Origin of the sequence: Sphingobacterium prati (genome assembly GCF_013167215.1) — a bacterium.
In the GTDB taxonomy this organism is placed as follows: Bacteria; Bacteroidota; Bacteroidia; order Sphingobacteriales; family Sphingobacteriaceae; genus Sphingobacterium; species Sphingobacterium prati.
On the sequence record NZ_JABJWY010000034.1, the window covers coordinates 911,582 to 938,415 of the forward strand.

A 26,834-nucleotide genomic window follows, 5' to 3' on the forward strand; every position below is an offset into this window, starting at 1 on the left:
AGCAAACACTTAAAATGGTCAATATGCTAAAGAAAAAATAAGAACTTTATTGTTTGAAGCGTCTAACTTCACAGAAATCATTTAGTGCTACCAACTAAAAGCTACACAACAATGACTTGTACACCAGATTTCTCGAGCGATTCAACAAATCCGGCGCTGACTTTATCGTCGGTAATCAATATATCAATTTTATCGAAACCACAAATTCGACCAAAGCTACGTCTTCCAAATTTAGAGGAATCGGCAAGTACTACGACCTTTTGAGCAGTGTCAATCATGATACGGTTTAACTGGGCTTCTTGCGCGCTGGATGTTGACACCCCATAGTCCAGGTCAATACCATCTACCCCCAAAAATAGCTTACTACAATAAAAATCATGCAGTAAATTTTCCGCATACTTACCCGTCACTGAAGTGGAGGTTTTCCGTAATGTACCGCCCATTTGCATTATTTCCACTGATGGATACTTAATTAACTCCATGGCAACATTTAACGCTGATGTGACAACTGTAATATTTCCCTTCGGTGTAATTTGCCTCGCCAATGATTGCATGGTTGTGCCTGAAGCAATAATAATTGAATCATTTTCTTCAATCATTTCAGCAGCCTTTTTTCCGATTCTACTTTTATCATCAGACCGAAGTTTCTCTTTTTCAAACACAGTCCGATCTGTCGTATAAGGATTATATTGTGTCGCTCCGCCGTGGGTCCGAAAAAGCAGACCACTCTCCTCCAATAATGTCAAATCTTTTCGAATTGTGACAGAAGATACGCCCAATTCTTCACAGAGATCAATCACTTGGACTATACCTACTTCTTTTAGTTGTTTTAAAATATATTGATGTCGTTCTACGTTTGTCATGGCTCTTTATAATATATGCGCTAAATCTTAAATCCACTAGTGATTTATTCATAAGAATAGCGCTGTATACCTAAAATATACCTCACTCACTATCCAAATTTTAGTGGACAACTATTCTATAAAATCTCTCTAGCAGAACTGACGTTAAAATAATGAAATTATTTAATTATTTACACCAATATGTAAATTTAACTTTATTTCAAGAACGTAAGGCCTGCGGTTTTCATAAGTTTAAAAATCCAAAGGATCAGGCCAGATATATTGATAATCCAATTCATTTTGCAGTAGGCTTCCAATCACTACTTTCTGAAAAGAATCGCCTTTTTCAAATTTGGCAGGTAAATCGAAGCCATATTTTTGTGCAGACGCCAGTATAACCTCTTTTTTTTGCGGGTGTATTGGTGCGACAACATTATAAATGCGATGACTGAAATCCTTTACAGTAGCCAAGGTAATTAAACGCACGGCATCATCGAGGTGGACAAAATTGGCAGGTTGTTCACCTGTTGTGCAAATACGATTCGCGAAATACTTTGCGAAGATGCGATTTTTACCAAATAAGCCACCAAGTCGATATACATGAGTATCGTGCAGTTGTAACATGAGCTGTTCTGCTAAAAGAAGCTTTTCGGAAAACTCAATTCCTTCAGCATTCAATTCACTATAAACGCCATCCTTGTCTGGATAGATCCCAATGGAACTAAGAAACAGCTGCTTGGCCCATTGGATATTTTCAAGAAATCTCGAAATATTCGAAAAACGGATTTCTAAATCCGATAGGCTGTTTTTTTTGCTGGCAGGAATACTGTTTAATACAAAGTCAAATTGGCATGGAAGAATCACGTCGGACGGTACATTGCATTGATCAAAGTCGGCAATAAATGAAAAAATACCGTCAGCTTTTAGCCGATGGTATTTTTCATATTGTGTTGTACTTGCCCAGACCTCATGCCCCTGATGTTTCATATCCTTAGCAAATGATTCCGCTAACCATCCACAGCCTAATATGAGTATCCGCATAAGATCAAAAGATTAGTAAGCTTTCGCAAATAAAACTCGTCTGTTGGAAGGTTTTCCGGTGAAGATACAAACACCCTCTTCGTCCTTTACATCCAAAGGAATACAACGGATTGTCGCCTTTGTTTCCTCTTTCACTCGTTTTTCTGTTTCTGTTGTTCCATCCCAGTGACAGGAGATAAATCCGCCTTTACCTTCCAGCACTTCTTTAAACTCATCATAAGAATTCACTTCCGTAAAATGAGATGCCCTAAAATTCAACGCTTTTTGGTAAATATTCTCCTGTATTGCATGCAATAGCTGCTCGATATTTCCGGCCAATCCTTCTTGTGCTACAGTTTCCTTTGTTTGTGTATCACGACGTGCCAATTCAACGGTACCATTTTGCATATCTCGCGCCCCAACGGCTACCCGTACAGGCACACCTTTTAGCTCCCATTCCGCAAATTTAAAGCCGGGGCGTTGAGTATCTCGCTCGTCGTATTTCACGGAGATATTTTTTATCTTTAATTCGTTTGTTAGTTGATCCACGAAAACATCAATCTGTGCTTTTTCTTCTTCAGTTTTGAAAATTGGAACAATAACAACCTGAATTGGCGCCAGTTTTGGAGGCAATACCAATCCTTGATCATCCGAGTGGGCCATAATCAAAGCGCCCATTAAACGTGTAGAAACACCCCAAGAAGTCGCCCATACATGTTCCAGTTTCCCTTCTTTAGACGTAAACTTCACATCAAAAGCCTTCGCAAAGTTCTGACCAAGAAAATGCGATGTTCCTGCTTGTAAAGCCTTTCCATCCTGCATTAAAGCTTCAATACAATAGGTATCTAATGCACCAGCAAAACGTTCATTTTCAGTTTTACGACCGCGTATAACAGGTACAGCCAGAATATTCTCAGCAAATTCCGCATACACGTCCAGCATACGTTCTGTTTCCTCTATTGCTTCTTCTCTCGTTGCGTGTGCTGTGTGTCCTTCCTGCCATAAAAACTCTGCTGTACGCAGAAAAAGACGCGTGCGCATTTCCCAACGAACAACATTTGCCCATTGGTTTACTAAAATCGGTAGATCACGATACGATTCGATCCAGCCACGGTATGTATTCCATATAATGGTTTCAGAAGTCGGGCGTACAATTAGTTCTTCTTCTAATTTCGCATCTTCATCCACCACGATCTTACCTGTACCATCATTTTTTAGTCTATAATGTGTGACCACTGCACATTCGGTTGCGAAACCCTCCACATGGGCCGCCTCTTTAGAAAAAAATGATTTTGGAATGAATAAAGGGAAGTAAGCATTGCTATGGCCTGTCTCTTTAAATCTTTTGTCTAAGATCGCTTGCATTCTTTCCCAGATAGCGTATCCGTATGGTTTGATCACCATACAGCCCCGTACAGCTGAATTTTCAGCCAGATCAGCTTTGATCACAAGGTCATTGTACCATTGCGAATAATCTTCTGCACGACTTGTAATTCCTTTACTCATATGAAATTGATAAATTATTGTAACATTATAACGTTAAGTCTCGTCTGTATTTCAATACAAAAAGCGTTCAATAAAAAATATTTGTATTTTTGATTACTTCGATTAAACCCCGTCGAGAAATTTGCGTCTAAGATAGTAAATAAGGCTGTATAATCGAAAATAACGATTTAGGATATTATGAAAAAAAATAGATTATTTATCGGAGCACTTGCCATGACAGGAGCATTTATGTTAGGTTCCTGCGGTACGAGTAGGCAAATCTATGGCGACGATGTCTATGGCAATAATGGACAAGCTAGACAGAAAGTCTATCAAAGTCCGGATTACTATTACACGGATGCGGACCAGGTTCAACAGGAAGGGCAATCACAGGGCGGTTATTATGATGACGAATATTCAGATCAGGATTACAATAACGATTCCTACGAAGATCTTGAATATGCAAATCGGATAAACCGGTTTTATTATGCCTCCCCAGGAATGACCTATTTTGACCCATTCTTCGATCCGTGGTATGGTTATGGATTTGGTGGAATGTATGGATATGGTCCTTCCTTCGGTTTAGGTTGGGGCTGGGGGTCCGGTTGGGGATCTTCCTGGTCAATCGGCCTAGGCTGGGGCTGGGGGTCTGGCTGGGGATCTCCTTGGTATGGTGGCTATCACCCTTGGGGCGGCTGGTATGGCGGTGGATACTGGGGATCTGGTTGGTATGGCAATGGTTATTGGGGCGGGGGCTACTGGGGTAATTCAAGACCTCGTTACGCATCCTCCCGTTCATCTTATAGAGATAACTATAATGTACGTACTTCATCTTCTCGTACCAGAACTTCGGGTTCTTATGACCGCACAGGTGTAGCTCGGGATTCAAGAGGACGCATCACCTCGGTTGCAAGTACACGATCGACTGCTGGCGGACGAACAAGAACTTCCGACGGTTCAATATCACGAAGCTCTTCCTATGATAGATCTGGTGGTAGAACTAGATCTTCAGATGGGATCTCTACAAGAGGCGGTTATATTGATAGAGGCAGAACACGTACTTCAGACAGAACCAATGGAACATATCCAAGTATGCGAAGTTCCAATGGCACTTCGAGAACTCGATCAAGCTCTGGTGAAGTTTCCCGTCCAATGAGTCGTTCTATGGAAAGTCGTTCAGGCTATCCAAGCTCTACTTCGAGACCTTCTTATACTCCACCAACAAGAAGTTATGATAGCGGATCATCACGCTCAAGTGGTGGCTTCTCCGGAGGCGGAAGTTCAAGATCCAGCGGCGGATTTTCTGGTGGCGGCGGAAGTTCAAGATCTAGCGGTGGACGTACACGCTAGTAAAAAACAGCTTACAGTAGCATACATAATCTTGTGTGCTACTGCTTATTTCAGACGATATTTTAGCTTATGACAATCAAAAAATTACTTTTTGGAACTGCATTTTTATTAGGTGCAGCAGGAACTGCCCAAGCGCAATATACGAAAGATGTACTTTTGTTTTCCCAAGGGGACAATGGTGGTACTGCTCGTTTCAAAGCGATGGGAAATGCTTCTACCGCATTGGGTGGTGATATTAGTTCAATTACTGGCAACCCTGCAGGTTTGGGCTACTTCAATCAATCCGATATCTCTGTAACAGGCAGGTATCTTAACAATAAAAATAAAACAGATTATTTTGGACAAAACTCAAATAGCAGCAAAAATAATTTCAACCTGGATAATGCCGGCATCGTTTTTCATTTACCAACATATCGAAATGGCGGGAATTTGGAAAGAGGTTGGCTAAATTTTAATGTTGGTATTGCTTATAACCGCAATTATGTCTATAATAATTTATTAGAGTATAAAGGTGTTAATAACACAAGTTCAATAGCGGATGCCTATTCTGACCGCTTGTCTGCACCAGGTGGAATGAGCGGTTGGGGCCAGGAAGTCTATAATAATTCTTTGTTATTTGATGAAGAAACAGGCAATAAAGGGAGTTATTTTCCTATTACTGACTTTGATAATTTTAATGGAAAAGATGGTTTTAACCAAGTCAATTCCATCCTTGAAAAAGGAAGCAAATCAGAATCAGTGTTATCCTTTGGTGCAAACTATAGCAACAAATTATACTTAGGAGCCGCTTTGGGTTTTACAGCTTTTACCTATGATAATTCCAGCTGGTTTACTGAATATGGCAGAACCATGACCTCCGAAAGTTTGGCAAAACGCAATCCAGGTTCTGACTTTCTAAAACCAGAAGCAGCATATGCTAAAAAACGTGAGATGCTGGACAAGGATTATGAGTTGTATGATGACTACGCACAAGCGACGGATGGTACAGGGGTGGATTTCAAATTAGGTGTAATCTATAAATTCACACCGACCTTTAGTATGGGCTTTACAGCGAAATCGCCGACATTTATGAGCATCCGAGACGAGTCTTATAGCAATTCCGAATTCCGTTATTTTAAAACAGGCGAGGACAAAACATTTAAGGATCCTTATCGCACCAGCGATGATGCAGGACATAGCTACCTCGAGTACAATATGAATACGCCGTACAAGCTCTCCTTAGGTGCTAGTCAGGTATTCTCCAGAGGATTAATTACCGCAGATGTGGAATGGGTTGATTATGCTGCGATGCGTTTTAAGGATGCTGGGGCATATAATAAAACCTTAGAACAGGAAATGAACCAAAACATTAAAAACACCTATCAAGGTGCCCTCAATGCACGTATTGGTGGTGAAGTTTTATTTAATAATGTCTTTAGCGGTAGAGCTGGTTTTAATTACAGTGGTAATCCTTATAAAGATGTGGATTACACAAACTATACAGCTTCTTTAGGTATTGGTGCAAAACTTGGTCGCGGTATGTATATTGATCTGACCGGAGCCTATAATTCCATCAAGTATGAGGAAAGACCTTATCTTATAGATGAGCAGTACTGGAACAATACGAGTCCAGTAGCCAATATCAAAAATCAACGGACTAATGTCGTGTTGACAATCGGTTCTAAATTTTAAGAGATTCTTCTCAGAAAAAAACGTCCAGCAAGTCTGGACGTTTTTCATTTATTACAATCCCAAAAGCCAAAATTTAAAAGCTTTTAGTAAATTTGTCCACTTGGTTGAAAAACACATGGCGAATCAGACAATCTCAAAAGCATTCAATGTCTTATTTACGTACCCCATCTGGCGGATCGAAATCGATGCTGAAAATAGATTGATTGCCGTCGAGACCAGAAATCCAGCAGACACACTCCCCTATTTCAATATCATTACTTTTGATGGAGATTATCTGATTCAAGACTTGGAAGCAATAAGCAAAGAGTGGGTGCTTGCAGGAATTCAATGCCATAAACTAATCTTAAAAAAGATTTCCAGCAACTCACCCATTGATGCAGGTGTACACCTGATAGATTGCTATCAGCCAGATCAACAAGAAACTTGGTTTAATTATCTTTTTCTAGAAATGGTCCATGGCGGAATACTGCTTCGTCCCAAAATGATCGAACAAGGAATGCAGTTGTTTTTAGATCTAAAAACAATGGCCATCGAAAACAAAAAAGAGGAATTATTTAAACCTTTTGACAGCCAAATAGTCTACCCTATAATTTACAATGGTCAAATTCCTCAATTTTTGACAGATTTCACCGTAAATGGCGAAGTTTGGATTAGCACATTGGACGACCATTTTATTTGGGCTTTCTATGAAAAAAACACCGATAATCACTATCAAATCCGGATAGTGCGATCAACAAAAGAGAGGCTAATTGATTCTATAATCGCAGTTGATCAGTTGTCCTTAAAGTTTTTCAACATCTATTTTCTTGTTAACGAACAAATATTCCTTTTGACAGACAATAAACGGGAGTTTGTTTCGTATTTAGTATAATTGCAAAATATATGAAACTATTATTCGAATTAAATACATATAAAAAGATAGTCATTTTATCGATTTCAATGCTATCTCTTCAACAAGTCGAAGCTAGAAGTTTGGCTTCCTTACATTTAAATGCGATTCCGGATTCCGTTGGTACCGAGGTGATCAATGGCGAAGAATTTGTCCTTTTTAAGATAGAAAAAGGAGATAATTATTATCAACTCAGCAAGAAATACAAAACAACAGTAGGACAGCTCACACAAATAAATGGCAATGGCACATTAAGCCTCGGTCGAATTGTTAAAGTACCAACTGGGCGAAAACCTGTTGTAAAGAAACCGTCTGGCAACAATACACAGCTGAATCCACGAGATCCACAACAGGGTTTTACAGAATATATAGTTGGCGAAAAAGAGACGTTATATGCCATATCCAAGAGGTTTGGTATAACTGTTGAAGATATCAAGAAAACCAATAACCTAAAAAACAACATCATTAGCGGTGGAATGAAATTAATGATTCCGAATCAGCCACTGCCACCGGAAAGACCAAAATTGGTTGAACCTAAAGGAATCGAAATTATTACGCCCGATTCCACAAACGTTGATGACAAAGAAGAAAATCAAATTTCAACAAATCGCTATGGAATACGCGAAAAATCCGAGCGGGGGATTGGCGTATGGATTGATGGTTTGTCTACCCAAGGAACAAGCAATCTCGCCCTTCACAAAAGTGCACCCGTGGGAACGATCTTAAAAATCACCAACCCGATGACAAAAAGCGTTACCTACGCAAAGGTTGTCGGAAAATTTAATGATAATGCCGAAAACCAAAATGCCATTGTAGTGCTATCAAAGTCCGCTGCGGCAAGTATCGGCGCATTGGATAAACGCTTTCAGGTCGAAATTGCCTACGGATTACCTTTAGAAAATTAATTAAATAAAATAGCTCTTATAGCGCAAACAAGAATGAATAACAAACCGTATGTCATAGGGATTGCCGGAAGTAGTGGTTCTGGAAAAACATTTTTTTTGAATAGTTTTTTGAAACATTTTAAAACAGATGAGGTTACATTGATCTCCCAAGATGACTATTACATTCCTGCCAATACAAAAACACAGGAGGAGAATAAGCTCTATAATTTTGATATTCCGACATCCATAGACCGGGAAGCTTTCTATAAGGATATCAAATCTCTCTTTAATGGAGAGACAATCTATAAAGAAGAATATACCTTTAATAACCCTTCGCTCACCCCCAAGATATTAGAGATAAAGCCGGCTCCGATATTGATCATCGAGGGACTATTCATTTTTTATTACACGGAGGTCAATGCGCTTATAAATCATAAAATTTTCCTGAGCGCTGATCAGGATATCGCGCTCCGAAGAAGGCTCCACCGTGATTTAGTTGAACGTGGTTACTTTGAAGACGATGTTATGTACAAATGGGTCAATCACGTCCTTCCCTCTTATAAGGAGTATTTGCTACCATTTCAGGACACTTGCGATCAAGTGATATTTAACAATACAGACGAACCTGAACCCATCTGGGATATTACCAATCAGATTTCAGAAGAGCTGAAAACAAGACTCAATTTAGTATAATATACATAAAGAGGGCTTATCTATTGGTAAACCCTCTTTATTTAAAAATACTTGATTAATTGATATCAAGACTTTAAATTCTTATCTTTGCGCCACGAAACAAATCCATCATAATGAACCATCCTGTAAAGATTAAAAATGCTTTGGTCTCAGTCTATTATAAAGACGGCCTAGCTCCTTTAGTTGAATTATTAAACAAATACGGTGTTACATTCTATTCCACTGGTGGGACAGAAACATTTATCAAAGATTTAGGTATAGCTGTCGTCCCTGTAGAAGACCTGACTAGTTATCCTTCGATTTTAGGAGGTCGTGTTAAGACATTACATCCAAAGGTGTTCGGAGGTATTTTAGCACGTCGTCCGCTTGAATCAGACCAACAGCAACTTGCTCAATATGAAATACCAGAGATCGATTTGGTTATCGTGGATTTGTATCCATTTGAAGAAACAGTTGCTTCTGGTGCCACTGAACAAGATATTATTGAGAAAATTGATATCGGTGGAATCTCATTGATTCGTGCAGCAGCGAAAAATTTTAATGATGTTGTCATCATTTCTTCTAAAAATGATTATAAAGCACTTGAAGAAATTCTAGCGAACCAAGAAGGCAATACTTCTTTGGAGCAACGTAAAGAATTTGCAAAACGTGCTTTCAACACATCCTCTCATTATGATACCGCAATCTTCAATTATTTCAACCAAGAAAGCCCAATTGAAGTATTTAAACAATCTGAGCAAAAAGCTCAAGTATTGAGATATGGTGAAAACCCGCATCAAAAAGGTATTTTCTTTGGTGACTTGGACAACATGTTCGACAAGTTAAATGGCAAAGAACTTTCATACAACAACCTTGTTGACGTAGATGCAGCTGTAGCTTTAATCGATGAGTTCAACGAACCTACATTTGCTATCCTAAAACATACAAACGCTTGTGGTGTCGCATCTCGATCAACAATCAAGCAAGCATGGATCGATGCCTTGGCCTGTGATCCTGTTTCAGCATTTGGAGGAGTCTTGATCACCAATGGTGAAGTTGATGGTACAACAGCCGAAGAAATTAATAAATTATTTTTTGAAGTTTTAATTGCACCTTCTTACTCAGCAGAAGCAATTGCTATCCTTACGGCCAAGAAAAATAGAATTATCCTAGTCCGTAAAGATGTAAAATTACCTGCTCAACAATTCAAAACTTTATTAAATGGTGTCATTCTTCAAGATAAGGATAACACAATTGAAGCGCCTGAGCAAATGGTCGCTGTAACAACTGTAAAACCTACTGCTGAACAATTGGAAGATTTATACTTTGCCAATAAAATTGTAAAACATACCAAATCAAATACGATTGTTTTTGCAAAGAATGGTACGCTGTTAGCTTCAGGTGTTGGACAGACATCACGCGTTGATGCCTTAAAGCAAGCAATTGAAAAAGCAGTTTCCTTTGGCTTTGACTTAAAAGGCTGTGCAATGGCATCAGATGCTTTCTTCCCTTTCCCGGATTGTGTTGAGATTGCATCTGAAGCAGGTATCGCAGCGGTATTACAGCCGGGTGGTTCTATCAAAGATCAATTATCCATTGACATGGCCAATGAAAAAGGCATTGCAATGGTAACTACTGGTGTAAGACATTTCAAACATTAAGAACGGTATAACCACTTCATAAAAAAAGCTACTTTTAAAAAGTAGCTTTTTTTATTTTCTGATTTCACAGTTCAATTTTTCGAGCTTATAGCGTGCTATTTCTTCCGACAGCTTGCGCATCGCATAAGCGACAATGGCAACATCATCCAACCAACCACCGACAGCAATAAAGTCAGGGATGGCGTCTACTGGCGAAATCACATAAATAATTGTTCCGATAATAATGGATAGATTCCAGCTGTTCATTTTAAACTTACCTGTAATTGCATCCTTGCACATGGCGATCAATAATTTAAAATCGCCAACGTAACTCCCTAAATTTTTTGCCTTGGATTCTGCCTGCACCAGTTCCTCTTCAGTGATTTTACGGTGTCTGAATCGCTCAAACATGCCTGTTGCAATCTTTTTGATTCTACTGTTCATAACTCAAAATTATGATTATTTTTTATTTAACAAAGCTTGTGCCTTTTTTCTCTTAGATAAGGGTTATGATAATAAACCACAAATTGATTATTTTTGCAGCTAACTGTAGCAAAGTGTATGTCAGGTCCGTATAATAGACAACACAAGCGCAATGTGTTATTCACAAAAAATAGATTTTAATATTACACGGTTATGAAAAACTATAGATTATTTAATTTTATTGCCATCGCTTTAGCGACATTTTTACTATCCAGTTGCCTGAAAGATAACGACGACCAACGAATTCCTGGTGCGCTCTTTACCATGGTCAACGGGTACACTGATGCTAATGCGGTTGTATATTATGCCGACGGGGGCTCATTACAAAGTCCATATTATCCTTTGGAGTTTAAAAGCTATAGCCAAGTTGGCCTATTCACTGGAGCTAGAAAAATAGCTGTTTCTGCAGAATATAACAACGCGCTTGTTGATACAACAGTTACGATCAAAGACAGCACCATATACACCTCATTTGTTTATGGTAACAAAGAGAAGCCAGTCCAGGTGATTACAACCGATAAAATCAACAAAGAAATCAAAAACACGGAATCCGGTTTACGTTTCTTTAATCTTGCGGAGGGAACAGATCAGGTAACCCTGCAAGTTGGCAGTGAGACTTCACCAACAGAATGGACCAACCGTGCAAAAGAAACACAAAATTCAGCGACGGCTCATCAAAGATTCATCGCACAAAAAAGTGGTACTTTTACAGTCATTGCCAAAGATAAAGCCGGAAAAACGATTGCAACCCGGAAGGATGTCAAATTGGCTGAAAACTATTACTATTCATTGATATTGATCGGTAAGGCAAATGATGATAAGAAACCATTATATCTTGGTTTAGTAGCTCAAGCTGCAAATTAAAAATACCCCATTTCTATATACCGAAAAGACCATCATACAAGTATGATGGTCTTTCTTTATTTTGTAAAAATATAAAGCAGAGTTCGATATATTTTAATATTAAATTTTAAGGATTTTCTTTGGGTGCAACTTTAGAGATTACGTAAATATCTTCATTTTCTTTCTTCATTTTATATTTCTCCCGAGCGATACGTTGTACCTCCTGTGGATTGGACCGAATATCATTGATCGTCTTTATAATTGCCGCATTCTCTTTTAAATAAAAAGACCGTTCCGTTTCCAAATTGGCCTTTTGTTTTTGGTAGCTGTATTGCGTAGCAAAATCATTTCTATCAAAAAACAACATCCACACCAAAAACGCCAAAGTGGCTAATAAATACTTGTTTCTTATTAAAGACCATAATCGTTGCATAGGACAAAAATACTATTTAGCTTTTAGACTCCCGATATTTTCTTCCAAAGTTAAACATCTTTAATTAAAGATATGGAATAATGCACTCAAATTCATCATATCTTTAGAATAATATTATCTTTAGCAAGTCAAAACAACATGCTATTAAATAGTCCGAAGGGAAGGCACAAATACACGAAAAAAATGGACTGTATCTTCCATATGGCATTAAATAACAAACCGAGTGCAATGGGTTCATTTTTACCAATGAAAAACAGCACCAATACATAATCATTTTTCTATGAAATACTATCTTATTGCTGGTGAAACATCAGGCGACCTACATGGTGCCAATCTGATCAAAGCGCTTAAAAATGAAGATCCCAATGCGACTTTCCACATTGTAGGTGGAGATTTAATGCAGGAAGCGGCTGGAGAAAAAGCATTGATACATACCTCGGCAATGGCTTTTATGGGTTTTGTGGAAGTTTTGAAAAATCTGGGTAAGATATCAAAAAACTTGAAAACCGTTAAAAATGACCTCCTAAAAGAAAAGCCCGATACTGTTATACTTATCGATTTCCCAGGCTTCAACCTAAAAATTGCCGAATTTGCAAAAAAACATGGGATCAAAACATGTTATTATATTTCACCAAAAGTATGGGCATGGAATCAGGGCCGCGTCAAAAAAATCAAAAAAATTGTTGATCATATGTTCTGCATTCTGCCTTTTGAAGTGGATTTCTATAAAAAATGGCGTATGCCGGTCGATTATGTAGGCAACCCCTTATTGGACGCCATCTCAACTTATCCTTTTAATCCAAAGTTCAGGGAAGAAAACGGTTTTACAGACAAACCACTTATTGCCTTGTTGCCGGGCAGCAGAGAGATGGAGATCAATAAACTTCTGCCTATTATGGCCGAACTCCCCTATTTTTTTCCTGTGCATCAGTTTGTCATTGCCGGTGCTCCAAATTTTGACGAATCTTATTACAAACAATTTTTGAAGGGTATTGATATTCCGGTCGTTTTCAATCAAACTTATGATATCCTCAACAATGCGGAGGCTGCGGTAGTCACTAGCGGCACAGCAACCCTGGAAACAGGTATATTGAAAGTACCCCAGGTTGTTGTCTACAAGGCAAATCCGATATCTGTTTGGATCGCTAAACTCGTGGTAAAAGTAAAGTTTATCTCCTTGGTCAATCTAATCAATAATTTTCTTTCCGTACGTGAACTGATACAGGATGATTGCACAGCTTATGACATTTCCTACGAAGTGGGTGAATTAATAAACAACAAAGCACATCGGGCGAGTGTGCTGGAAAATTACGATATCTTGGCCGAGAAACTTGGTTCAGCCGGTGCGTCGGAGAAAACAGCTAAATTAATTGTAAAATATCTGGGTAAAAATTAAACTCTATTGGATTTCAATTGTCAAACTATTAATTAGTTACATATAATTAAAGCTTTATGAAATCGAAACTTATTTTAGGCTTTCTTTTTTGTTTCGCATTTACCTTTTTCGGTAAAGCGCAGGAGACACAGCATTTTTCCAAACTCGAAATTGGAAAAAAAGCCAAGAAAAATATTGATAGCAAAGATTCTACGGCCATTATTCATATTGACACATTAATCATGAAGGATAACGCTACCCTTTCCTTTTATGGAAAGAAAAATGTTAAAATCACCGTAGATTATGCGGAAATCGGCAATAAGGCTACTTTCTATAGTACAGACGGGAAAAATAATGGGGCCAATTTTGATATCAATGCCAATTTTCAAAAATTAGGCTCATTGTATATCATTGCGAAAGGTGATGATGCTTTTAATGGCACAAAAACATTTCCCAATGGAAATGGTGGAAAAGTCAAGGTTACCCTGGCTACGGGAAGTATAAAGCCACAGACAACAGATAAGAAATCACCAAATTACATCTACGCAGATGTCGTAGCGGGAGGCAGGGCTGTCAATGCAAACACAGACTTAAGAAACATTTATGACCGGATCAAAACTGCGCCTACGGGTCTCAGGGGATTACCGCAGGGGCAAATCTACTCTGGTAGTGCAGGTACGGAGGGGTCGTTTGAACTGATTTCGACTCAATAAGGCAAGCGAAACGGCCTATAAAAAACAGCAGCAATCTTAAGAGATCGATGCTGTCTTTTATAGCTATTCATCTTGCTATAAAATTTAATTGCAACCTCTCTTCTTGAGTTCATAGGCGAGCACCAATCTCGTCATGCGATCATATCTTGCAATTCCCTCTTTTTGATTGTTATGTGTTAAATATTGGTTGTAAAACAGGCCCATTAGGTCGTTAATCCAACCTGTATAATTGCTCCAAAATAGGCGCTCTGCAGCCACATCCGCCAGCACTGGTCTACTCAACTTATTTTGATACACTTTGGCAAGCTCTGGGTACATTCCCCGCAATTCTCCCAGCATATAAAGGCTTGTCTGCAAATACGCTGAATAACGATAAAAGGCCTGTGGATGATGCTGCAAGCGAACAAAAGCGATAAAATTAGCTTCATCTTCAAAACCTACTCCCTGTTGATGGGCGAGCTCATGCACATACGTAAAAGGAAAAGATAGGGCTGGCATGGCATAGTTGACCTGCGCTTCATGCGTAAACGGATTAAAATAGCCCGAAACACCAAAATAAGAAACGATCATGCTATTTAATGGAGATTTGGCGTTGATCTGACTACCTGACAAAAAAGAAGAAAATGTGGTATCTTTTTTCACCCAGGTCGCCAGATCTTCCCGCATATGATCCTTCTTTTGGCCCCATTGTGCGGGATCCACCTGTTCCCTTAAGGCATTTGTACTATCCAGATATTCGTCAAGCACCATGAGGTAATCCGCAAGCCGCAAGCTATCGACCTTTAGCTGGGTATTCATACTGATTGGTTTCCGGTAATAATTTAAGCCCCAGGAGATATAAAAGAAAATATAGAGTCCGAACAACAGGTTTAGCACAAATAAAAAAGCACGGCCTGCATCGGCCCATTTTCTACGCCATACCTTTCGGATGAGATTGACCAGCCAATAAAACAATAAAATAAGCGCGAACGCATAAAAAATATCCCCTACACTAAAAGGAATATAGCCAAAAATATACTTCGGAATATAACCGTAAACCCGGTAAAATCTCTGCGCGTAAAACGCTTCGATCCATGCACTATTGTTTTCGATCAGCGCTAAAAAGAATAGCAGACCAATGAATGACACAAAAATAAAAACAGCTATTTTATCACGCTTTGTCATAAATCATCAACTTTCGTTTTCGAAATAGACCTTATAATAGTTCATCCCTTTATCTTCATCAAACCCTTTTTCAAGATATTCCCGTTTTCCATGCACGTAGATATGAAAGTTCTTATCCAGTTTTAGCACAGATTTGTAAGAAGATTCCATCTTTTTTACCGCCTTGTCTGCTATTTCAAAGCTCGACTGGAAGGGTGAATCGAACTCATCTTCAAAACCCGCCTTATAGTCTTGGAATAAGGCAATAGCCTGGGGATTTCCCAATACTTCCTCCTCAAATTCTTCCTGCACAAAAGTTTCCTTTTCCTTAAAGTAATTCATTGATTTGTTCATCAGATCGATCTTATCGGCTTTCTCGAGTTCAAATGTTTCATCCAGTTTCTCCTGAACAAAATTTTTATAGACTTTCAGGTAATTTCCGGTCTGATTAAAATTGTCGTTGCGTACGCGCAGTTTCAGAAACTCATCTTTCCAGTAAACGGCTTCCTGCTGTCTATTGGTCTGGTCGAGTACAAGAACCTTATAACCTTCCTCTTCCTCAACATTGATAATGATGCAGCCTTTGTCCAACTTATTGATATTAATTGCTTCCTGTTCATATTCTAAGGTGAACGCACCTTGTTCAGGATATACCTTTAGGTAAGTCTCTTTGTTTTCCGATTTAAATATGCCGATCGCGTCGTGTTCCTCGCCTTCTATCTGCACATTTTTTAGTGCCACCACATACACTTCTCCTGCTTTAATCTTCGGATGGCTGGACACTTCGTAAAGATGCTTTGAAATCTGCTGGGAGAAATCGTGAAAGGGAAGCTGTTCTTTAAAATACTGACGTACGAAATAAAACACCTCATTCAGATCCAGTTCTTCATTGGGATGATAAAGACGATATACTTCATTCACTTTAGCAAAGGGGCTCATAAAATACTGCATCAAAAGTCCAGGCAATACTTCGTCGCCCTCAAGGGATACCGGCTCGTCTGACAGGATATAAAATTCGTCTTGTGCTTTGTTTCCCACACGGTGTATGGATAATGCTTCAAAAGTTGCGTCTTGATGAAAAAACATATTCTTATTTTATAAATGATATAAATCTATTGCTATTCTAAATGTTTGGCAATGTGCATTGACAATATCTTTGATCTGGGGCGAATATCCGCCGCCCATACTTACCTGAACAGGGATATGCAACTGATGACATAAGCCCAGTACGAATTCATCCCTTCGTGCACAGGTCGCTGGACTTAAATTCAATTTGCCCAGTTTATCTGTTGCTAAGATATCCACACCTGCCTGATAAAAAACAAAATCAGGCTGGACACGCCGAAATAAATCCCACAGATTCTCTTCCAATATTTTCAGATACTCCTGATCCGTAACATGTTCCGCAAGACCGATATCCAGATGGGAACGTTGTTTGATAAAGGGATAATTTTTCTCGCCGTGTATCGAGAAGGTAAACACCTGTTGATGCCCTTCAAAGATATGTGCCGTGCCGTTTCCCTGATGTACATCCAGATCAATAATAAGGATTCGATTTGCCCGATCATGTTGCAATAAATAACCTGCAGCAGTAGCTTGGTCGTTCATCAGACAAAAACCTTCACCAAAATCATAACCCGCATGATGGGTACCGCCGGCAACTGTAAAAGCTACCCCATATTTGAGCGCATATTTTGCAGCCTGAATGGTCCCATCCAAAATATAGCGCTCGCGATCTACCAAGCTCTTGCTCAAGGGAAATCCGATCCTGCGCACCATTTTTGCATCCAGGGTCAAATCAAACAGTTTCGTCACATAAGCTGGATCATGTACCAGACAACAGGTCTCAAAACTTGCTAACTCAGGCCTGAAAAAATTAGCTTCATTGGCCAATCCCTCATGCTTCAACTGTAGTGGAATCAACTCGTACTTTAACATCGGAAAACGATGTCCTTCTTTGACCGGATGGATAAATTCGGGATGAAAAGCTATCTTGAGCACTTTAAATCTTATTTTATTCATGCGAAGATAAGAAAAACTAAAGCAATCCCATTTTATCCAACAATATCCAATCGATATTTTGGAGTTGTATGGGAAAAAGGGCATCTTTGAATAAGAACAAATCCTCAAGTTGATGTTGGGTGCCGTTTGACATTAAACTTATATTCGATCATAAATAGATACATTAAAATAACATGGAAACGACTAATTTGCCTCAATTGTCTGCAATGGAACAGCGTGTCCTAGGCTCCCTGATTGAAAAATCAAAGGTGACCCCTGAATATTATCCCATGACGATCAATAGCTTACAGGCAGCATGCAATCAAAAAACTTCACGCAAGCCTGTAGTTCAATATACCGAAGAAGACATCGTCACTACACTGGACATCCTGAAAAAGAGAGGATTGATTTCAACCGTTATCGGTGGTGGATCTAGGGTAACCAAGTATAAACATAATTTTGCCATACAATTTCCGCTTGTGCCGTCCGAACTGGCTATTATTTGCCTATTGCTGCTCCGCGGGCCGCTAACGGCAGGTGAAATTAATTCAAGCGCCGGAAGGCTCTACGAATTCGAATCATTAAGTGAAATTACTGAACAACTGGAAAAGCTGTCGCAAGAAGGCTACCTGAAATCGCTCCCTAAACAAGCAGGGCATAAAGAGGTGCGTTATATTCATCTGCTTGGCGAGGTAAATATGGAAGTTTTTGAAAGTACAGGCAGCCCACATTCAGTTGTTGCGAATCCGGCACTTCTAGAGCGTATCGAACAACTCGAACAGGAAGTCGCTGAATTAAAGCAGAAATTTCAAGAATTGTGGGACGAATTACATTAACCAATGATTTCTAGTACTGATTCCAAAACACAATTGTCCCAAGCGACTTTATGGCTGATGACCTTTGCCACAGGTCTGGTTGTCGCCAATAACTATTATAATCAGCCACTGTTGGGGCTGATTGCTAAGGATCTGCATGTTGATGAAGCCACAGTTAGCAATTCGGCTATGCTAACACAGATTGGTTATGCCTGCGGGCTGTTGTTAATAGTCCCCCTAGGCGATATGTTCAAAAGAAAGAGGATGATCTTGACTGATTTTATATTCATTATCCTTTCTTTGGTTGGGATGGCACTTTCCCAATCGATTCTATCTATCTTGATCTTTAGTTTTCTGATCGGTTTCACATCAGTGATACCACAAGTTTTTGTACCAATGGCGGCAGAGCTTGCTTCAAAGGAGAGACAAGCGGCTGCAATAGGCATGGTCATGTCAGGACTACTGATCGGTATCTTATTATCACGGGTCGTCAGTGGTTTTGTCGGTTCTTACTTCGGCTGGCGCGAAATGTATTGGATCGCTACGGCGATCATGGTGATCACAGCACTGGCCATTGCCATTAAGCTTCCTGAGGTAAGCCCCAATTTTAAGGGTACTTATAAAGAATTGATGCTTTCGGTATGGAATTTCGCCAGCAAACAACCTGTCCTGCAGCTGGCGGCATTTCGCGGTGCCATGGGATTTGGTGCTTTCTCCGCATTTTTTACAACTTTGGTTTTCCACATCGAAGGACCACCATTTTTTGACGGACCAGCTACTGCCGGAGCATTTGGCCTTGTCGGTGCCTGCGGCGCTCTTGCAGCAGCTTTTGTCAATCGAATGATCGTATACATCGGTGCCGCTAAAATTATCCTGTATGCCATCTTATTGATGGTGTTTAGCTGGATACTCTTTGCGTTATTCGGGAATTACTACTGGGGACTGATTATCGGCGTCATTCTCATCGATCTTGGACTACAGTCCATGCATATCTTAAACCAGAGTGATTTTTACGCACTAGACCTCGGCGCCAACAACCGCCTGAACACTGTATATATGGTCAGCTATTTTATTGGCGGTTCAACAGGCACCTTTTTTGCAGCACAGGCATGGCAGCACTTCCAGTGGCCTGGTGTAATAGCAATCGGAACTCTGTATACGCTATTGGCATTGCTCGCACATGTATTATTTGATCATAAATTAAGAAAAAAACCGATATGAAATTTGGCCAAGTAGAACATCCCGAAGAGGTAGATTTTACCCTACCTCCTACTCCAAAAGAGACCTTAGTCCTTTTACAGCATTTCAAAAAAGACGAACCCTTTGAAGTGTATGTTGGCTGCGCAAAATGGAACAAACAAGATTTAAAAGGCTTTTATCCAAAGGGAACGAAAGACGAACTTGTCTACTATGCAAATCAGTTTAACAGTATCGAACTGAATGCCACATTCTACAACTCACCCAGCCGAGAGCAAGTAGAAACCTGGAAACAGAAAACACCGGCAGACTTTAAGTTCTTCCCAAAAGTCACGCAGTCCATCAGTCATTTCAGCCGATTGCTCAATACGGCGGATAAGGTAAAACTATTTACGGATGCCGTTGTTCGATTTGATGAAAAATTAGGCATGGTATTTCTGCAGATGCATGACAACTATAATCCAAAAGACATGGCCCGTTTAAAACTATTCTTACACGACTGGCCGAAGGATGTTCCTTTAGCATTGGAAGTCCGAAATAAAGATTGGTTTTCGAAAGCTGAAGTAACGAAAGAACTCTATACGTTATTGGAGGAGACCGGAGTGACCAATGTATTGGTAGATACGGCCGGAAGAAGAGACATGTTGCATATGCGTCTGACGACACCGGTCGCATTTATTCGTTACGTTGGCGCTAATCACTCCTCGGATTACGAACGCTTGGACAATTGGATCGAAGTGCTAAAACTCTGGCGGGATAATGGATTACAGAAACTGTACTTTTTTATACATCAGAATATTGAAATTGAATCGCCGTTGCTTGCGACTCATTTTATCAAAAAAATCAATGAAACATTTGATCTCAATCTCAAATACCCGAATAAAGCGACAGGAAATACCTTATTTTAACCTCAATATATTAAAGCAAAATAATAGCCGCACTATTATCAGCCCTATTAATCTGCGTATTGCCTTTTTAAAATATTATGTTTAAACCCGGTTCAAACATCTATAATATACGGCCGGTTATATGCAAATAGAAAGGTCGGATCCATGGATCCGACCTTTCTATTTAGCGTAATAGGTTCAACCTATTTTTTCGCGTATTTAAAGTTTTTACCGATGAAACGGGCGTTACCACCCAATTCCTCTTCGATACGCAACAACTGATTGTATTTAGCCATACGGTCAGAACGGGAAGCCGAACCTGTTTTAATTTGGCCACAGTTCAACGCAACCGCCAAGTCAGCAATCGTCGCATCTTCAGTTTCACCTGAACGGTGAGACATTACTGAAGTGTAACCAGAATTCTGTGCTAAAGTCACCGCGTTGATCGTTTCAGTCAATGAACCGATTTGGTTTACTTTTACTAAAATAGAGTTTGCTGTATGCGTGTCGATACCTTGTTGAAGACGTTTTGTATTCGTTACGAAAAGATCATCACCTACTAATTGAACGTGATCACCAATTTTTTCGGTCAATGTTTTCCAGCCAGCCCAGTCATCTTCAGCCATACCATCTTCGATAGAAATAATTGGGTACTTCGCTGTCAATTCTGCCAAATAGCTTGCTTGTTCTTCGCTAGAACGTACCGCCCCTTTATCGCCTTCAAATTTAGCATAGTCATATTTACCATCTTTGTAGAATTCAGAAGAAGCACAATCCAATGCCAAACAGATGTCTTGACCTGGTTTGTAACCTGCGATTTCAATCGCTTTCAATACGGTTTCGATTGCATCTTCTGTTCCTTCAAACGTTGGAGCAAATCCACCTTCGTCGCCTACCGCAGTAGAAAGACCTCTGTCGTGTAAGATTTTTTTCAAGGTATGGAATACTTCTGTTCCCCAACGCAATGCTTCAGAGAAAGAAGGTGCACCCACTGGCATGATCATAAATTCCTGGAATGCGATCGGCGCATCGGAGTGAGATCCACCATTGATGATGTTCATCATCGGAATAGGCAATGTATTTGCGTTAACACCGCCAATATAACGGTATAAAGGTTGACGCGACTCTTGGGCAGCGGCTTTTGCTACTGCCAAAGAAACGCCAAGGATAGCGTTTGCACCCAAATTACCTTTATTTTCACTACCGTCTAAATCAATCATGATTTTATCGATGGCGTTTTGCTCGAAAACATCCACGCCTTCCAAAGCTTTCGCTATTTTGGTATTTACATTTTCAACAGCTTTCAAAACACCTTTACCTAAGTATTTTGACTTGTCGCCATCACGTAATTCCACTGCTTCGTGAACACCTGTTGAAGCACCTGAAGGAACAGCTGCACGACCAACAAAACCATTTTGTGTAGTAACATCTACTTCGATTGTAGGGTTACCGCGCGAATCCAAAATTTGACGCGCATGAACATCGATAATTAAACTCATTTCTTTATTAGACTATAATTTACTTTCATTACTTAGTGTAAATAAGACACACTCTTACCTACAGACATTTTTAACAACCAAATATAACAAAAAATGTATTTAAATCTGTCATTTATTGTGAATAAAATATGACAGATCTGAATAATTGGCTCGATAAACGTCATAAAAAACCCTCCACAATGGGGAGGGTTTTACGTACTATTATCTTTGCCTAGTTTTTGATCATTGCTATGAAATCATCAAACAGGTAACGTGAGTCATGTGGACCTGGAGATGATTCAGGGTGGTACTGTACTGAGAACGCTTTTTGTCCCTTAATACGGATACCTTCGATTGATTGATCGTTCAGATTGACGTGGGTAATTTCGACATTTTCCGAATTTTCGATATCTTCAGCGACAACACCGAAACCGTGGTTTTGAGAAGTAATTTCACAACGGTTGGCAATAATATTTTTGACCGGATGATTGATACCACGGTGCCCGTTATGTAATTTACTGGTGCGAATACCATTAGCCAAAGCTAGGATCTGGTGTCCCAGGCAGATACCAAACATCGGTTTTTGCGCATTCAAAATAGATTTTACCGTTTCGATGGCGTAATCCATTGGTGCAGGATCTCCAGGACCGTTTGAAATAAAGTAACCATCGGGGTTCCATTTTTCCATCTCTTCAAATGTTGTCTTAGCCGGGAAAACTTTTGTATAAACGTCACGTGCTTCAAAATTGCGCAAGATGTTTTTCTTAATTCCCAAATCCAATACGGCTACGCGTAAAGCGGCATTCTCGTTTCCAAAGAAATACGGTTCAGCCGTAGTTACCTTAGAAGATAGCTCAAGTCCGTCCATGGAAGGAACTTTTGCCAATTGGCTCTTTAATTCTTCTACATCAAGTGTTTCGGATGAAATAATTGCGTTCATTGCTCCCTTATCACGGATATGTCTTACCAATGAACGTGTATCCACATCGGAAATACCCACCAAATTTCCTTCTTCAAAATAGCTTTGAATAGATTCATCGGCCATTTTACGGCTATAGTTGATGTTGTAGTTTTTACAAACTAATCCTGCAATCTGAATTTGATTTGATTCGGTATCATCCTCATCAATACCATAGTTACCAATATGTGCATTGGTTGTTACCATGATTTGTCCAAAATAAGATGGATCTGTAAAAATCTCTTGATAACCGGTTGTTCCTGTATTAAAACAGATCTCACCAGTAGTCGTACCAATTTTACCAGCGGCTTTACCGTGATAAACTGTACCATCTTCTAAAACTAAAATTGCAGGCAATTTGCTGTAGTTGGTCATTATCGATGTAATATTATAAAATGTGTATCTCTTCTGTTCTGAATCCTAAAGCCTTCCCTATTGGATATAAAAAAAGCCCTCAAATGGGCTAAAATTTTAATTAACAATGCATTACCACGATTGACAAACCGTTTCCTAAGGCACCCACCAATAAAGACTCTACTTTAATTTTCACGGGAGACAAAGTTACGACATATCAATTAAAAGTGAAAAACATTTTTCAATTATTTTAGTTTGTATGCGATAACCTGCACTTAAATCGATTAAAATCTCTTAAAATCAAACAGATAAACACCGGTATAAGTACAAAGATCATCGGATTAGCAGACCAAGCATCTTCCCATTGCATTTTCAACAGGGCAATAAAGGCAGTTGTTAAGCCACAACCCGGACATTCATATCCTGAGATTGCCTTCCAGAGACAAGGAATAAGGATATGAATGTCCGACACCATATAAAGCGCTATAGCGACACTAAAGTACCCAATTAGAATGGTGTAGATCCAATGCAACCGAAGGTATTTCAGCAAGAGATAAACCATTAATTATTGTTTATCGGACTTTTGATGTATTGACCATCCTTATCCTTGTATTTACCAACAATGATCATAATCAGATCAATGAGCGACCAAATCCCACATCCTCCTAATGTAACCAACTGGATTACCGCAGTTCCGATCTGCCCCAAATAGAAACGATGCGCCCCGAACGGGCCTAGAAAGAAACAAAACAACAAAGCGGGCAACCAACGATCGTCCTGCAGGCTACGATTCTGTTGCTGAAAGGGTTGATTCGCATAGAATATAGGTTGTCTCACCCCACAAAAAGGACAAACCTCTGCCTTGACATTAATTGCCTGACCACATTCTACACAATATTTTTCATCTTCTGTTTTCATTTAGATTTAGTTTGGCGATGGAACTAAAAACCAGTATCCATCAGGGATTAAATAATAGGTTTAAATTAATAAAAAAACTTAAAAAACATATAATTTTTTGAATTACGAGGATGCGCGCTAGTTCACCTCAGCCTCAAAATATCCAACGTATTGTTACCTGTGGCTAATGGAGAATGATCTATGACCGCACAACTGCGATCGTTTGTTACACAAGTGCAGCTTCTTCCTTTTTTTCCTTTAATTTTTTTTGCAGCAAGTCAGAAACAACGCATGACCAAATTTTGATTTTCGACATTACTTATTCAGTGATTGTTCAGTGCTTGTTCAGTGATTACTCAGTGCAGACTGAATAAACAGTGAATGATCACTGAGTAAAAACTGATTGAAAAATGTGATAACAGATAAGTTGGTAGTTGGATGTATCCGTTTTAATGTTTATCTTAATTCGTTATAATCAGCCCATTAAAGCAATCATCAAAAGTGGAATTATACCAAAAGTTTGGGGGCACTAATTTTTAAACATAAAATTTCATCTGCTTGATCCCATTATTAACAGCAATTAATATAAACAGGAAAGGCGCTTCATGACATGAAGCGCCTTTCCTGTTTATATTTCAACTATTACGAGTTAATAGCTTTCCAGATCATATCTTTCAATGGCAAAATATTTTTACCGGCAACAGACGAAATGAAAATATGGGGAAGCCCTTCAGGAAGTTCTTGTTCCATTTCCTTCTCAAGTTCATCATCAAGCATATCGGATTTTGTGACTGCAAGTAACTTGGGTTTATCTGCCAATTCGGGATTATAAGCGATCAACTCATTCAGCAAAATAGTGTACTCTTCGGCTATTGTCCGATCGGTATCAGCTGGCACCATAAACAATAACACTGAATTTCGTTCAATATGCCGTAAGAAACGATAACCGAGGCCTCTACCTTCCGAAGCTCCCTCAATGATTCCAGGAATATCCGCCATTACAAATGAACGGTTATCGCGGTAACTCACCATCCCAAGATTAGGAACCAACGTGGTAAATGGGTAATTCGCAATTTCAGGTTTTGCAGCCGAAACGACAGACAATAAGGTTGATTTACCAGCATTCGGAAAACCTACCAAACCAACATCCGCGAGTACTTTTAATTCGAGAATCATCCATTGCTCTTTCCCTGGCATTCCAGGTTGTGAAAATCGAGGTGTTTGTTGTGTAGGCGACTTAAAATGCCAATTACCTAATCCGCCCTTTCCTCCCGGAACCAAGATCTTCGTCTCACCATCTTCGGTAATATCAAATAAAACCTCGCCGGTCTCCGCATCCTTGGCAATGGTACCCAATGGCACCTCCAATACTTCATCACGACCTGTAGCACCAGTCCGTAAAGAACTACCTCCAGATTCACCATTAGAAGCGATGATATGTTTACGATACTTCAGATGGAGCAGTGTCCAGATATTCGTCGTTCCTTTTAGGATGATATGCCCTCCGCGGCCACCATCACCACCATCCGGACCACCCGTCGCTGTGTGCTTGTCACGATGCAAATGAGCCGAACCTGCCCCACCATGTCCTGAACGACAACACACTTTCACATAATCAACAAAATTCGATCCTTGCGCCATTACAATCTATTACAGTCTAAAATGTATTTATTTCAATTAATAATTATCGATAATATCCGTTAGGCTTTTGAAGATTGTATCGATCTCACCAATACCATCCACCTTGGATAATTTACCTTGTGCTTCGTAATAAGGCAATACATGAATAGTCTTTGTAAAATACTCATCAATGCGTTTCACTAATTTATCAGCATCGTCGTCCGAACGACCAGAAATCTCTTTACGTTTAGCGATGCGCGCTTTTAATTCGTCTTCATTTACATCCAGTGCGATTACAACTGAGATTGAGGTATTGATACCTTCCAAAAAAGCATCCAAAGCCTCTGCTTGAGCGACAGTACGTGGAAATCCATCAAAAATAAATCCTTTTGCATCAGGATTCTTTTTCACTTCTTCCTCCAGCATTGCTATCGTAATCGAATCTGGCACTAAATTTCCCTCAGCAATAATCTGGCTTACTTGTTGACCAAGTGGCGTTTGACCTTTAATATGTGCTCTAAAAATATCACCAGTTGAAATATGTATCAATTGATATTTTTCAATAAGCTTAGCAGATTGAGTTCCCTTACCTGCACCCGGAGGGCCAAATATTACAAGGTTTAGCATAGTTTTATTTAAGAAATTAAAACGAGTTAAAAAATAAAAGCCTAATCACAGATGATGACTAGGCTTTTCAGTCGTGCGCTCCAAGGGAGTCGAACCCCTAACCTTCTGATCCGTAGTCAGATGCTCTATCCAATTGAGCTAGGAGCGCAGTAAACCATTACGTTTAGAACTCTGTCCCATTTGTTTTGGTGACGCAAATATAGTCAGAATTCATTTTTTTACAAACTTTTTTTCAAAAAGAAGTTTCCATATCCCCAATAATCACCGCTCGCACCACTTCCTTTCATTAAAAAAGCCAATCCTAAAGATTGGCTTTTTGTGCACTCCAAGGGAGTCGAACCCCTAACCTTCTGATCCGTAGTCAGACGCTCTATCCAATTGAGCTAGGAATGCCTCTTTTAATAATACAAAACTGTATATTGTGCGCGCCAAGGGAGTCGAACCCCTAACCTTCTGATCCGTAGTCAGATGCTCTATCCAATTGAGCTAGGTGCGCTGGGCAACCAAAACAGATCCATATCCTTTTTCCGTTTTGGTGTTGCAAATATCGGTATATT

Annotated in this window: 26 protein-coding genes and 3 tRNA genes; 12 read left to right on the plus strand and 17 right to left on the minus strand. The window is 39.5% G+C overall.

Annotated elements, in window-relative coordinates:
• Window positions 1-101 precede the first annotated feature (101 nt).
• From agaR to proS, 3 genes are all read right to left on the minus strand, one after another.
• Entirely contained in the window at window positions 102-863 is a 762-nt protein-coding gene (gene agaR / locus HPC41_RS14140; RefSeq protein WP_172394620.1) for a transcriptional repressor AgaR, read from the minus strand.
• A gap of 231 nt (window positions 864-1,094) precedes the next feature.
• A complete protein-coding gene (locus HPC41_RS14145) occupies window positions 1,095-1,883 on the minus strand; it encodes a Rossmann-fold NAD(P)-binding domain-containing protein (protein ID WP_172394621.1) in 789 nt (262 codons plus the stop codon).
• A gap of 12 nt (window positions 1,884-1,895) precedes the next feature.
• Complete coding sequence (proS, locus tag HPC41_RS14150; protein ID WP_172394622.1) at window positions 1,896-3,368, minus strand: proline--tRNA ligase; 1,473 nt, start codon at window positions 3,366-3,368, stop codon at window positions 1,896-1,898.
• A 177-nt stretch (window positions 3,369-3,545) separates the two neighbouring features.
• Between proS and HPC41_RS14155 the strand changes: the two genes are divergently transcribed.
• From HPC41_RS14155 to purH, 6 genes are all read left to right on the plus strand, one after another.
• Window positions 3,546-4,697: a hypothetical protein gene (locus HPC41_RS14155; RefSeq protein ID WP_172394623.1), complete on the plus strand. Its 1,152-nt coding sequence runs from the start codon at window positions 3,546-3,548 to the stop codon at window positions 4,695-4,697.
• A gap of 69 nt (window positions 4,698-4,766) precedes the next feature.
• Window positions 4,767-6,368, plus strand: a complete 1,602-nt coding sequence (locus HPC41_RS14160) for an OmpP1/FadL family transporter (protein ID WP_172394624.1) — start codon at window positions 4,767-4,769, stop codon at window positions 6,366-6,368.
• A 115-nt stretch (window positions 6,369-6,483) separates the two neighbouring features.
• Window positions 6,484-7,239, plus strand: coding sequence for a hypothetical protein (locus HPC41_RS14165; RefSeq protein WP_172394625.1), 756 nt, complete (start codon window positions 6,484-6,486; stop codon window positions 7,237-7,239).
• A gap of 11 nt (window positions 7,240-7,250) precedes the next feature.
• On the plus strand, window positions 7,251-8,162 hold the full coding sequence (locus HPC41_RS14170; protein WP_172394626.1) for a LysM peptidoglycan-binding domain-containing protein: 912 nt from the start codon (window positions 7,251-7,253) through the stop codon (window positions 8,160-8,162).
• 33 nt (window positions 8,163-8,195) lie between these two features.
• Complete coding sequence (locus HPC41_RS14175; RefSeq protein ID WP_172394627.1) at window positions 8,196-8,834, plus strand: uridine kinase family protein; 639 nt, start codon at window positions 8,196-8,198, stop codon at window positions 8,832-8,834.
• Between the two features lie 113 nt (window positions 8,835-8,947).
• Complete coding sequence (gene purH, locus HPC41_RS14180; protein WP_172394628.1) at window positions 8,948-10,474, plus strand: bifunctional phosphoribosylaminoimidazolecarboxamide formyltransferase/IMP cyclohydrolase; 1,527 nt, start codon at window positions 8,948-8,950, stop codon at window positions 10,472-10,474.
• A gap of 51 nt (window positions 10,475-10,525) precedes the next feature.
• Here the strand turns inward: purH and HPC41_RS14185 are convergent, their stop codons facing one another.
• The gene (locus tag HPC41_RS14185; protein WP_172394629.1) at window positions 10,526-10,897 is read right to left on the minus strand and encodes a YkvA family protein; all 372 of its coding nucleotides are present in this window, start codon (window positions 10,895-10,897) and stop codon (window positions 10,526-10,528) included.
• A gap of 192 nt (window positions 10,898-11,089) precedes the next feature.
• Between HPC41_RS14185 and HPC41_RS14190 the strand changes: the two genes are divergently transcribed.
• Window positions 11,090-11,800 carry a DUF4397 domain-containing protein gene (locus HPC41_RS14190; protein WP_172394630.1) on the plus strand — a complete coding sequence of 237 codons (711 nt, stop codon included), beginning with the start codon at window positions 11,090-11,092 and terminating at the stop codon, window positions 11,798-11,800.
• Between the two features lie 106 nt (window positions 11,801-11,906).
• Here HPC41_RS14190 and HPC41_RS14195 read toward each other — a convergent pair whose 3' ends face one another.
• On the minus strand, window positions 11,907-12,212 hold the full coding sequence (locus HPC41_RS14195) for an FtsB family cell division protein (RefSeq protein ID WP_172394631.1): 306 nt from the start codon (window positions 12,210-12,212) through the stop codon (window positions 11,907-11,909).
• 280 nt (window positions 12,213-12,492) lie between these two features.
• Here HPC41_RS14195 and lpxB point away from each other — a divergent pair, with 280 nt between their 5' ends.
• Both lpxB and HPC41_RS14205 read left to right on the plus strand, forming a co-directional pair.
• Window positions 12,493-13,608: a lipid-A-disaccharide synthase gene (gene lpxB / locus HPC41_RS14200; protein ID WP_172394632.1), complete on the plus strand. Its 1,116-nt coding sequence runs from the start codon at window positions 12,493-12,495 to the stop codon at window positions 13,606-13,608.
• A 56-nt stretch (window positions 13,609-13,664) separates the two neighbouring features.
• A complete protein-coding gene (locus HPC41_RS14205) occupies window positions 13,665-14,300 on the plus strand; it encodes a hypothetical protein (protein WP_172394633.1) in 636 nt (211 codons plus the stop codon).
• An 84-nt stretch (window positions 14,301-14,384) separates the two neighbouring features.
• On the opposite strand, the gene HPC41_RS14210 is transcribed toward HPC41_RS14205, so the two are convergent.
• The 3 genes from HPC41_RS14210 to HPC41_RS14220 are packed head-to-tail and all read right to left on the minus strand — an operon-like array spanning window position 14,385 to window position 17,465.
• Window positions 14,385-15,464 (minus strand): DUF3810 domain-containing protein, encoded by a 1,080-nt coding sequence (locus tag HPC41_RS14210; protein ID WP_172394634.1) that lies wholly within the window; start codon window positions 15,462-15,464, stop codon window positions 14,385-14,387.
• Window positions 15,465-15,470: 6 nt separating this feature from the next.
• A complete protein-coding gene (locus tag HPC41_RS14215) occupies window positions 15,471-16,529 on the minus strand; it encodes a nucleoid-associated protein (RefSeq protein ID WP_172394635.1) in 1,059 nt (352 codons plus the stop codon).
• A gap of 9 nt (window positions 16,530-16,538) precedes the next feature.
• Window positions 16,539-17,465: a histone deacetylase family protein gene (locus HPC41_RS14220; protein WP_246250656.1), complete on the minus strand. Its 927-nt coding sequence runs from the start codon at window positions 17,463-17,465 to the stop codon at window positions 16,539-16,541.
• Window positions 17,466-17,638: 173 nt separating this feature from the next.
• Here HPC41_RS14220 and HPC41_RS14225 point away from each other — a divergent pair, with 173 nt between their 5' ends.
• From HPC41_RS14225 to HPC41_RS14235, 3 genes are read left to right on the plus strand one after another with little or no spacing between them, the layout of a single operon-like run.
• Window positions 17,639-18,280, plus strand: a complete 642-nt coding sequence (locus HPC41_RS14225; protein ID WP_172394636.1) for a YceH family protein — start codon at window positions 17,639-17,641, stop codon at window positions 18,278-18,280.
• Between the two features lie 3 nt (window positions 18,281-18,283).
• Entirely contained in the window at window positions 18,284-19,480 is a 1,197-nt protein-coding gene (locus tag HPC41_RS14230) for an MFS transporter (RefSeq protein WP_172394637.1), read from the plus strand.
• Window positions 19,477-20,364, plus strand: a complete 888-nt coding sequence (locus tag HPC41_RS14235; RefSeq protein ID WP_172394638.1) for a DUF72 domain-containing protein — start codon at window positions 19,477-19,479, stop codon at window positions 20,362-20,364. The genes HPC41_RS14230 and HPC41_RS14235 overlap by 4 nt, the downstream gene beginning before the upstream one ends.
• Before the next feature lie 182 nt (window positions 20,365-20,546).
• Here the strand turns inward: HPC41_RS14235 and eno are convergent, their stop codons facing one another.
• From eno to HPC41_RS14280, 9 genes are all read right to left on the minus strand, one after another.
• Window positions 20,547-21,842 (minus strand): phosphopyruvate hydratase, encoded by a 1,296-nt coding sequence (eno, locus tag HPC41_RS14240; RefSeq protein WP_172394639.1) that lies wholly within the window; start codon window positions 21,840-21,842, stop codon window positions 20,547-20,549.
• A 211-nt stretch (window positions 21,843-22,053) separates the two neighbouring features.
• Window positions 22,054-23,154 (minus strand): glutamine-hydrolyzing carbamoyl-phosphate synthase small subunit, encoded by a 1,101-nt coding sequence (carA, locus tag HPC41_RS14245; protein WP_172394640.1) that lies wholly within the window; start codon window positions 23,152-23,154, stop codon window positions 22,054-22,056.
• Between the two features lie 229 nt (window positions 23,155-23,383).
• A complete protein-coding gene (locus HPC41_RS14250; protein ID WP_172394641.1) occupies window positions 23,384-23,695 on the minus strand; it encodes a DUF2752 domain-containing protein in 312 nt (103 codons plus the stop codon).
• Window positions 23,695-24,051 carry a TM2 domain-containing protein gene (locus HPC41_RS14255; RefSeq protein ID WP_172394642.1) on the minus strand — a complete coding sequence of 119 codons (357 nt, stop codon included), beginning with the start codon at window positions 24,049-24,051 and terminating at the stop codon, window positions 23,695-23,697. Before HPC41_RS14255 ends, HPC41_RS14250 begins: the two co-directional genes overlap by 1 nt.
• A 621-nt stretch (window positions 24,052-24,672) precedes the next feature.
• Window positions 24,673-25,671, minus strand: coding sequence for a GTPase ObgE (gene obgE / locus HPC41_RS14260; protein WP_172394643.1), 999 nt, complete (start codon window positions 25,669-25,671; stop codon window positions 24,673-24,675).
• Window positions 25,672-25,707: 36 nt separating this feature from the next.
• The gene (locus HPC41_RS14265; protein WP_104382693.1) at window positions 25,708-26,277 is read right to left on the minus strand and encodes an adenylate kinase; all 570 of its coding nucleotides are present in this window, start codon (window positions 26,275-26,277) and stop codon (window positions 25,708-25,710) included.
• A 74-nt stretch (window positions 26,278-26,351) separates the two neighbouring features.
• Window positions 26,352-26,425 (minus strand) — tRNA-Arg (locus HPC41_RS14270).
• A 171-nt stretch (window positions 26,426-26,596) separates the two neighbouring features.
• Window positions 26,597-26,670 (minus strand) — tRNA-Arg (locus HPC41_RS14275).
• A 29-nt stretch (window positions 26,671-26,699) separates the two neighbouring features.
• Window positions 26,700-26,773: transfer RNA gene (locus HPC41_RS14280), tRNA-Arg, on the minus strand.
• Between the last annotated feature and the right edge of the window lie 61 nt (window positions 26,774-26,834).

Bases quoted from the DNA above. Each gene is read 5' to 3' on its own strand.
- agaR (WP_172394620.1), bottom strand. From the start codon at position 863: ATGACAAACGTAGAACGACATCAATATATTTTAAAACAACTAAAAGAA.
- HPC41_RS14145 (WP_172394621.1), bottom strand. From the start codon at position 1,883: ATGCGGATACTCATATTAGGCTGTGGATGGTTAGCGGAATCATTTGCT.
- proS (WP_172394622.1), bottom strand. From the start codon at position 3,368: ATGAGTAAAGGAATTACAAGTCGTGCAGAAGATTATTCGCAATGGTAC.
- HPC41_RS14155 (WP_172394623.1), top strand. From the start codon at position 3,546: ATGAAAAAAAATAGATTATTTATCGGAGCACTTGCCATGACAGGAGCA.
- HPC41_RS14160 (WP_172394624.1), top strand. From the start codon at position 4,767: ATGACAATCAAAAAATTACTTTTTGGAACTGCATTTTTATTAGGTGCA.
- HPC41_RS14165 (WP_172394625.1), top strand. From the start codon at position 6,484: ATGGCGAATCAGACAATCTCAAAAGCATTCAATGTCTTATTTACGTAC.
- HPC41_RS14170 (WP_172394626.1), top strand. From the start codon at position 7,251: ATGAAACTATTATTCGAATTAAATACATATAAAAAGATAGTCATTTTA.
- HPC41_RS14175 (WP_172394627.1), top strand. From the start codon at position 8,196: ATGAATAACAAACCGTATGTCATAGGGATTGCCGGAAGTAGTGGTTCT.
- purH (WP_172394628.1), top strand. From the start codon at position 8,948: ATGAACCATCCTGTAAAGATTAAAAATGCTTTGGTCTCAGTCTATTAT.
- HPC41_RS14185 (WP_172394629.1), bottom strand. From the start codon at position 10,897: ATGAACAGTAGAATCAAAAAGATTGCAACAGGCATGTTTGAGCGATTC.
- HPC41_RS14190 (WP_172394630.1), top strand. From the start codon at position 11,090: ATGAAAAACTATAGATTATTTAATTTTATTGCCATCGCTTTAGCGACA.
- HPC41_RS14195 (WP_172394631.1), bottom strand. From the start codon at position 12,212: ATGCAACGATTATGGTCTTTAATAAGAAACAAGTATTTATTAGCCACT.
- lpxB (WP_172394632.1), top strand. From the start codon at position 12,493: ATGAAATACTATCTTATTGCTGGTGAAACATCAGGCGACCTACATGGT.
- HPC41_RS14205 (WP_172394633.1), top strand. From the start codon at position 13,665: ATGAAATCGAAACTTATTTTAGGCTTTCTTTTTTGTTTCGCATTTACC.
- HPC41_RS14210 (WP_172394634.1), bottom strand. From the start codon at position 15,464: ATGACAAAGCGTGATAAAATAGCTGTTTTTATTTTTGTGTCATTCATT.
- HPC41_RS14215 (WP_172394635.1), bottom strand. From the start codon at position 16,529: ATGTTTTTTCATCAAGACGCAACTTTTGAAGCATTATCCATACACCGT.
- HPC41_RS14220 (WP_246250656.1), bottom strand. From the start codon at position 17,465: ATGAATAAAATAAGATTTAAAGTGCTCAAGATAGCTTTTCATCCCGAA.
- HPC41_RS14225 (WP_172394636.1), top strand. From the start codon at position 17,639: ATGGAAACGACTAATTTGCCTCAATTGTCTGCAATGGAACAGCGTGTC.
- HPC41_RS14230 (WP_172394637.1), top strand. From the start codon at position 18,284: ATGATTTCTAGTACTGATTCCAAAACACAATTGTCCCAAGCGACTTTA.
- HPC41_RS14235 (WP_172394638.1), top strand. From the start codon at position 19,477: ATGAAATTTGGCCAAGTAGAACATCCCGAAGAGGTAGATTTTACCCTA.
- eno (WP_172394639.1), bottom strand. From the start codon at position 21,842: ATGAGTTTAATTATCGATGTTCATGCGCGTCAAATTTTGGATTCGCGC.
- carA (WP_172394640.1), bottom strand. From the start codon at position 23,154: ATGACCAACTACAGCAAATTGCCTGCAATTTTAGTTTTAGAAGATGGT.
- HPC41_RS14250 (WP_172394641.1), bottom strand. From the start codon at position 23,695: ATGGTTTATCTCTTGCTGAAATACCTTCGGTTGCATTGGATCTACACC.
- HPC41_RS14255 (WP_172394642.1), bottom strand. From the start codon at position 24,051: ATGAAAACAGAAGATGAAAAATATTGTGTAGAATGTGGTCAGGCAATT.
- obgE (WP_172394643.1), bottom strand. From the start codon at position 25,671: ATGGCGCAAGGATCGAATTTTGTTGATTATGTGAAAGTGTGTTGTCGT.
- HPC41_RS14265 (WP_104382693.1), bottom strand. From the start codon at position 26,277: ATGCTAAACCTTGTAATATTTGGCCCTCCGGGTGCAGGTAAGGGAACT.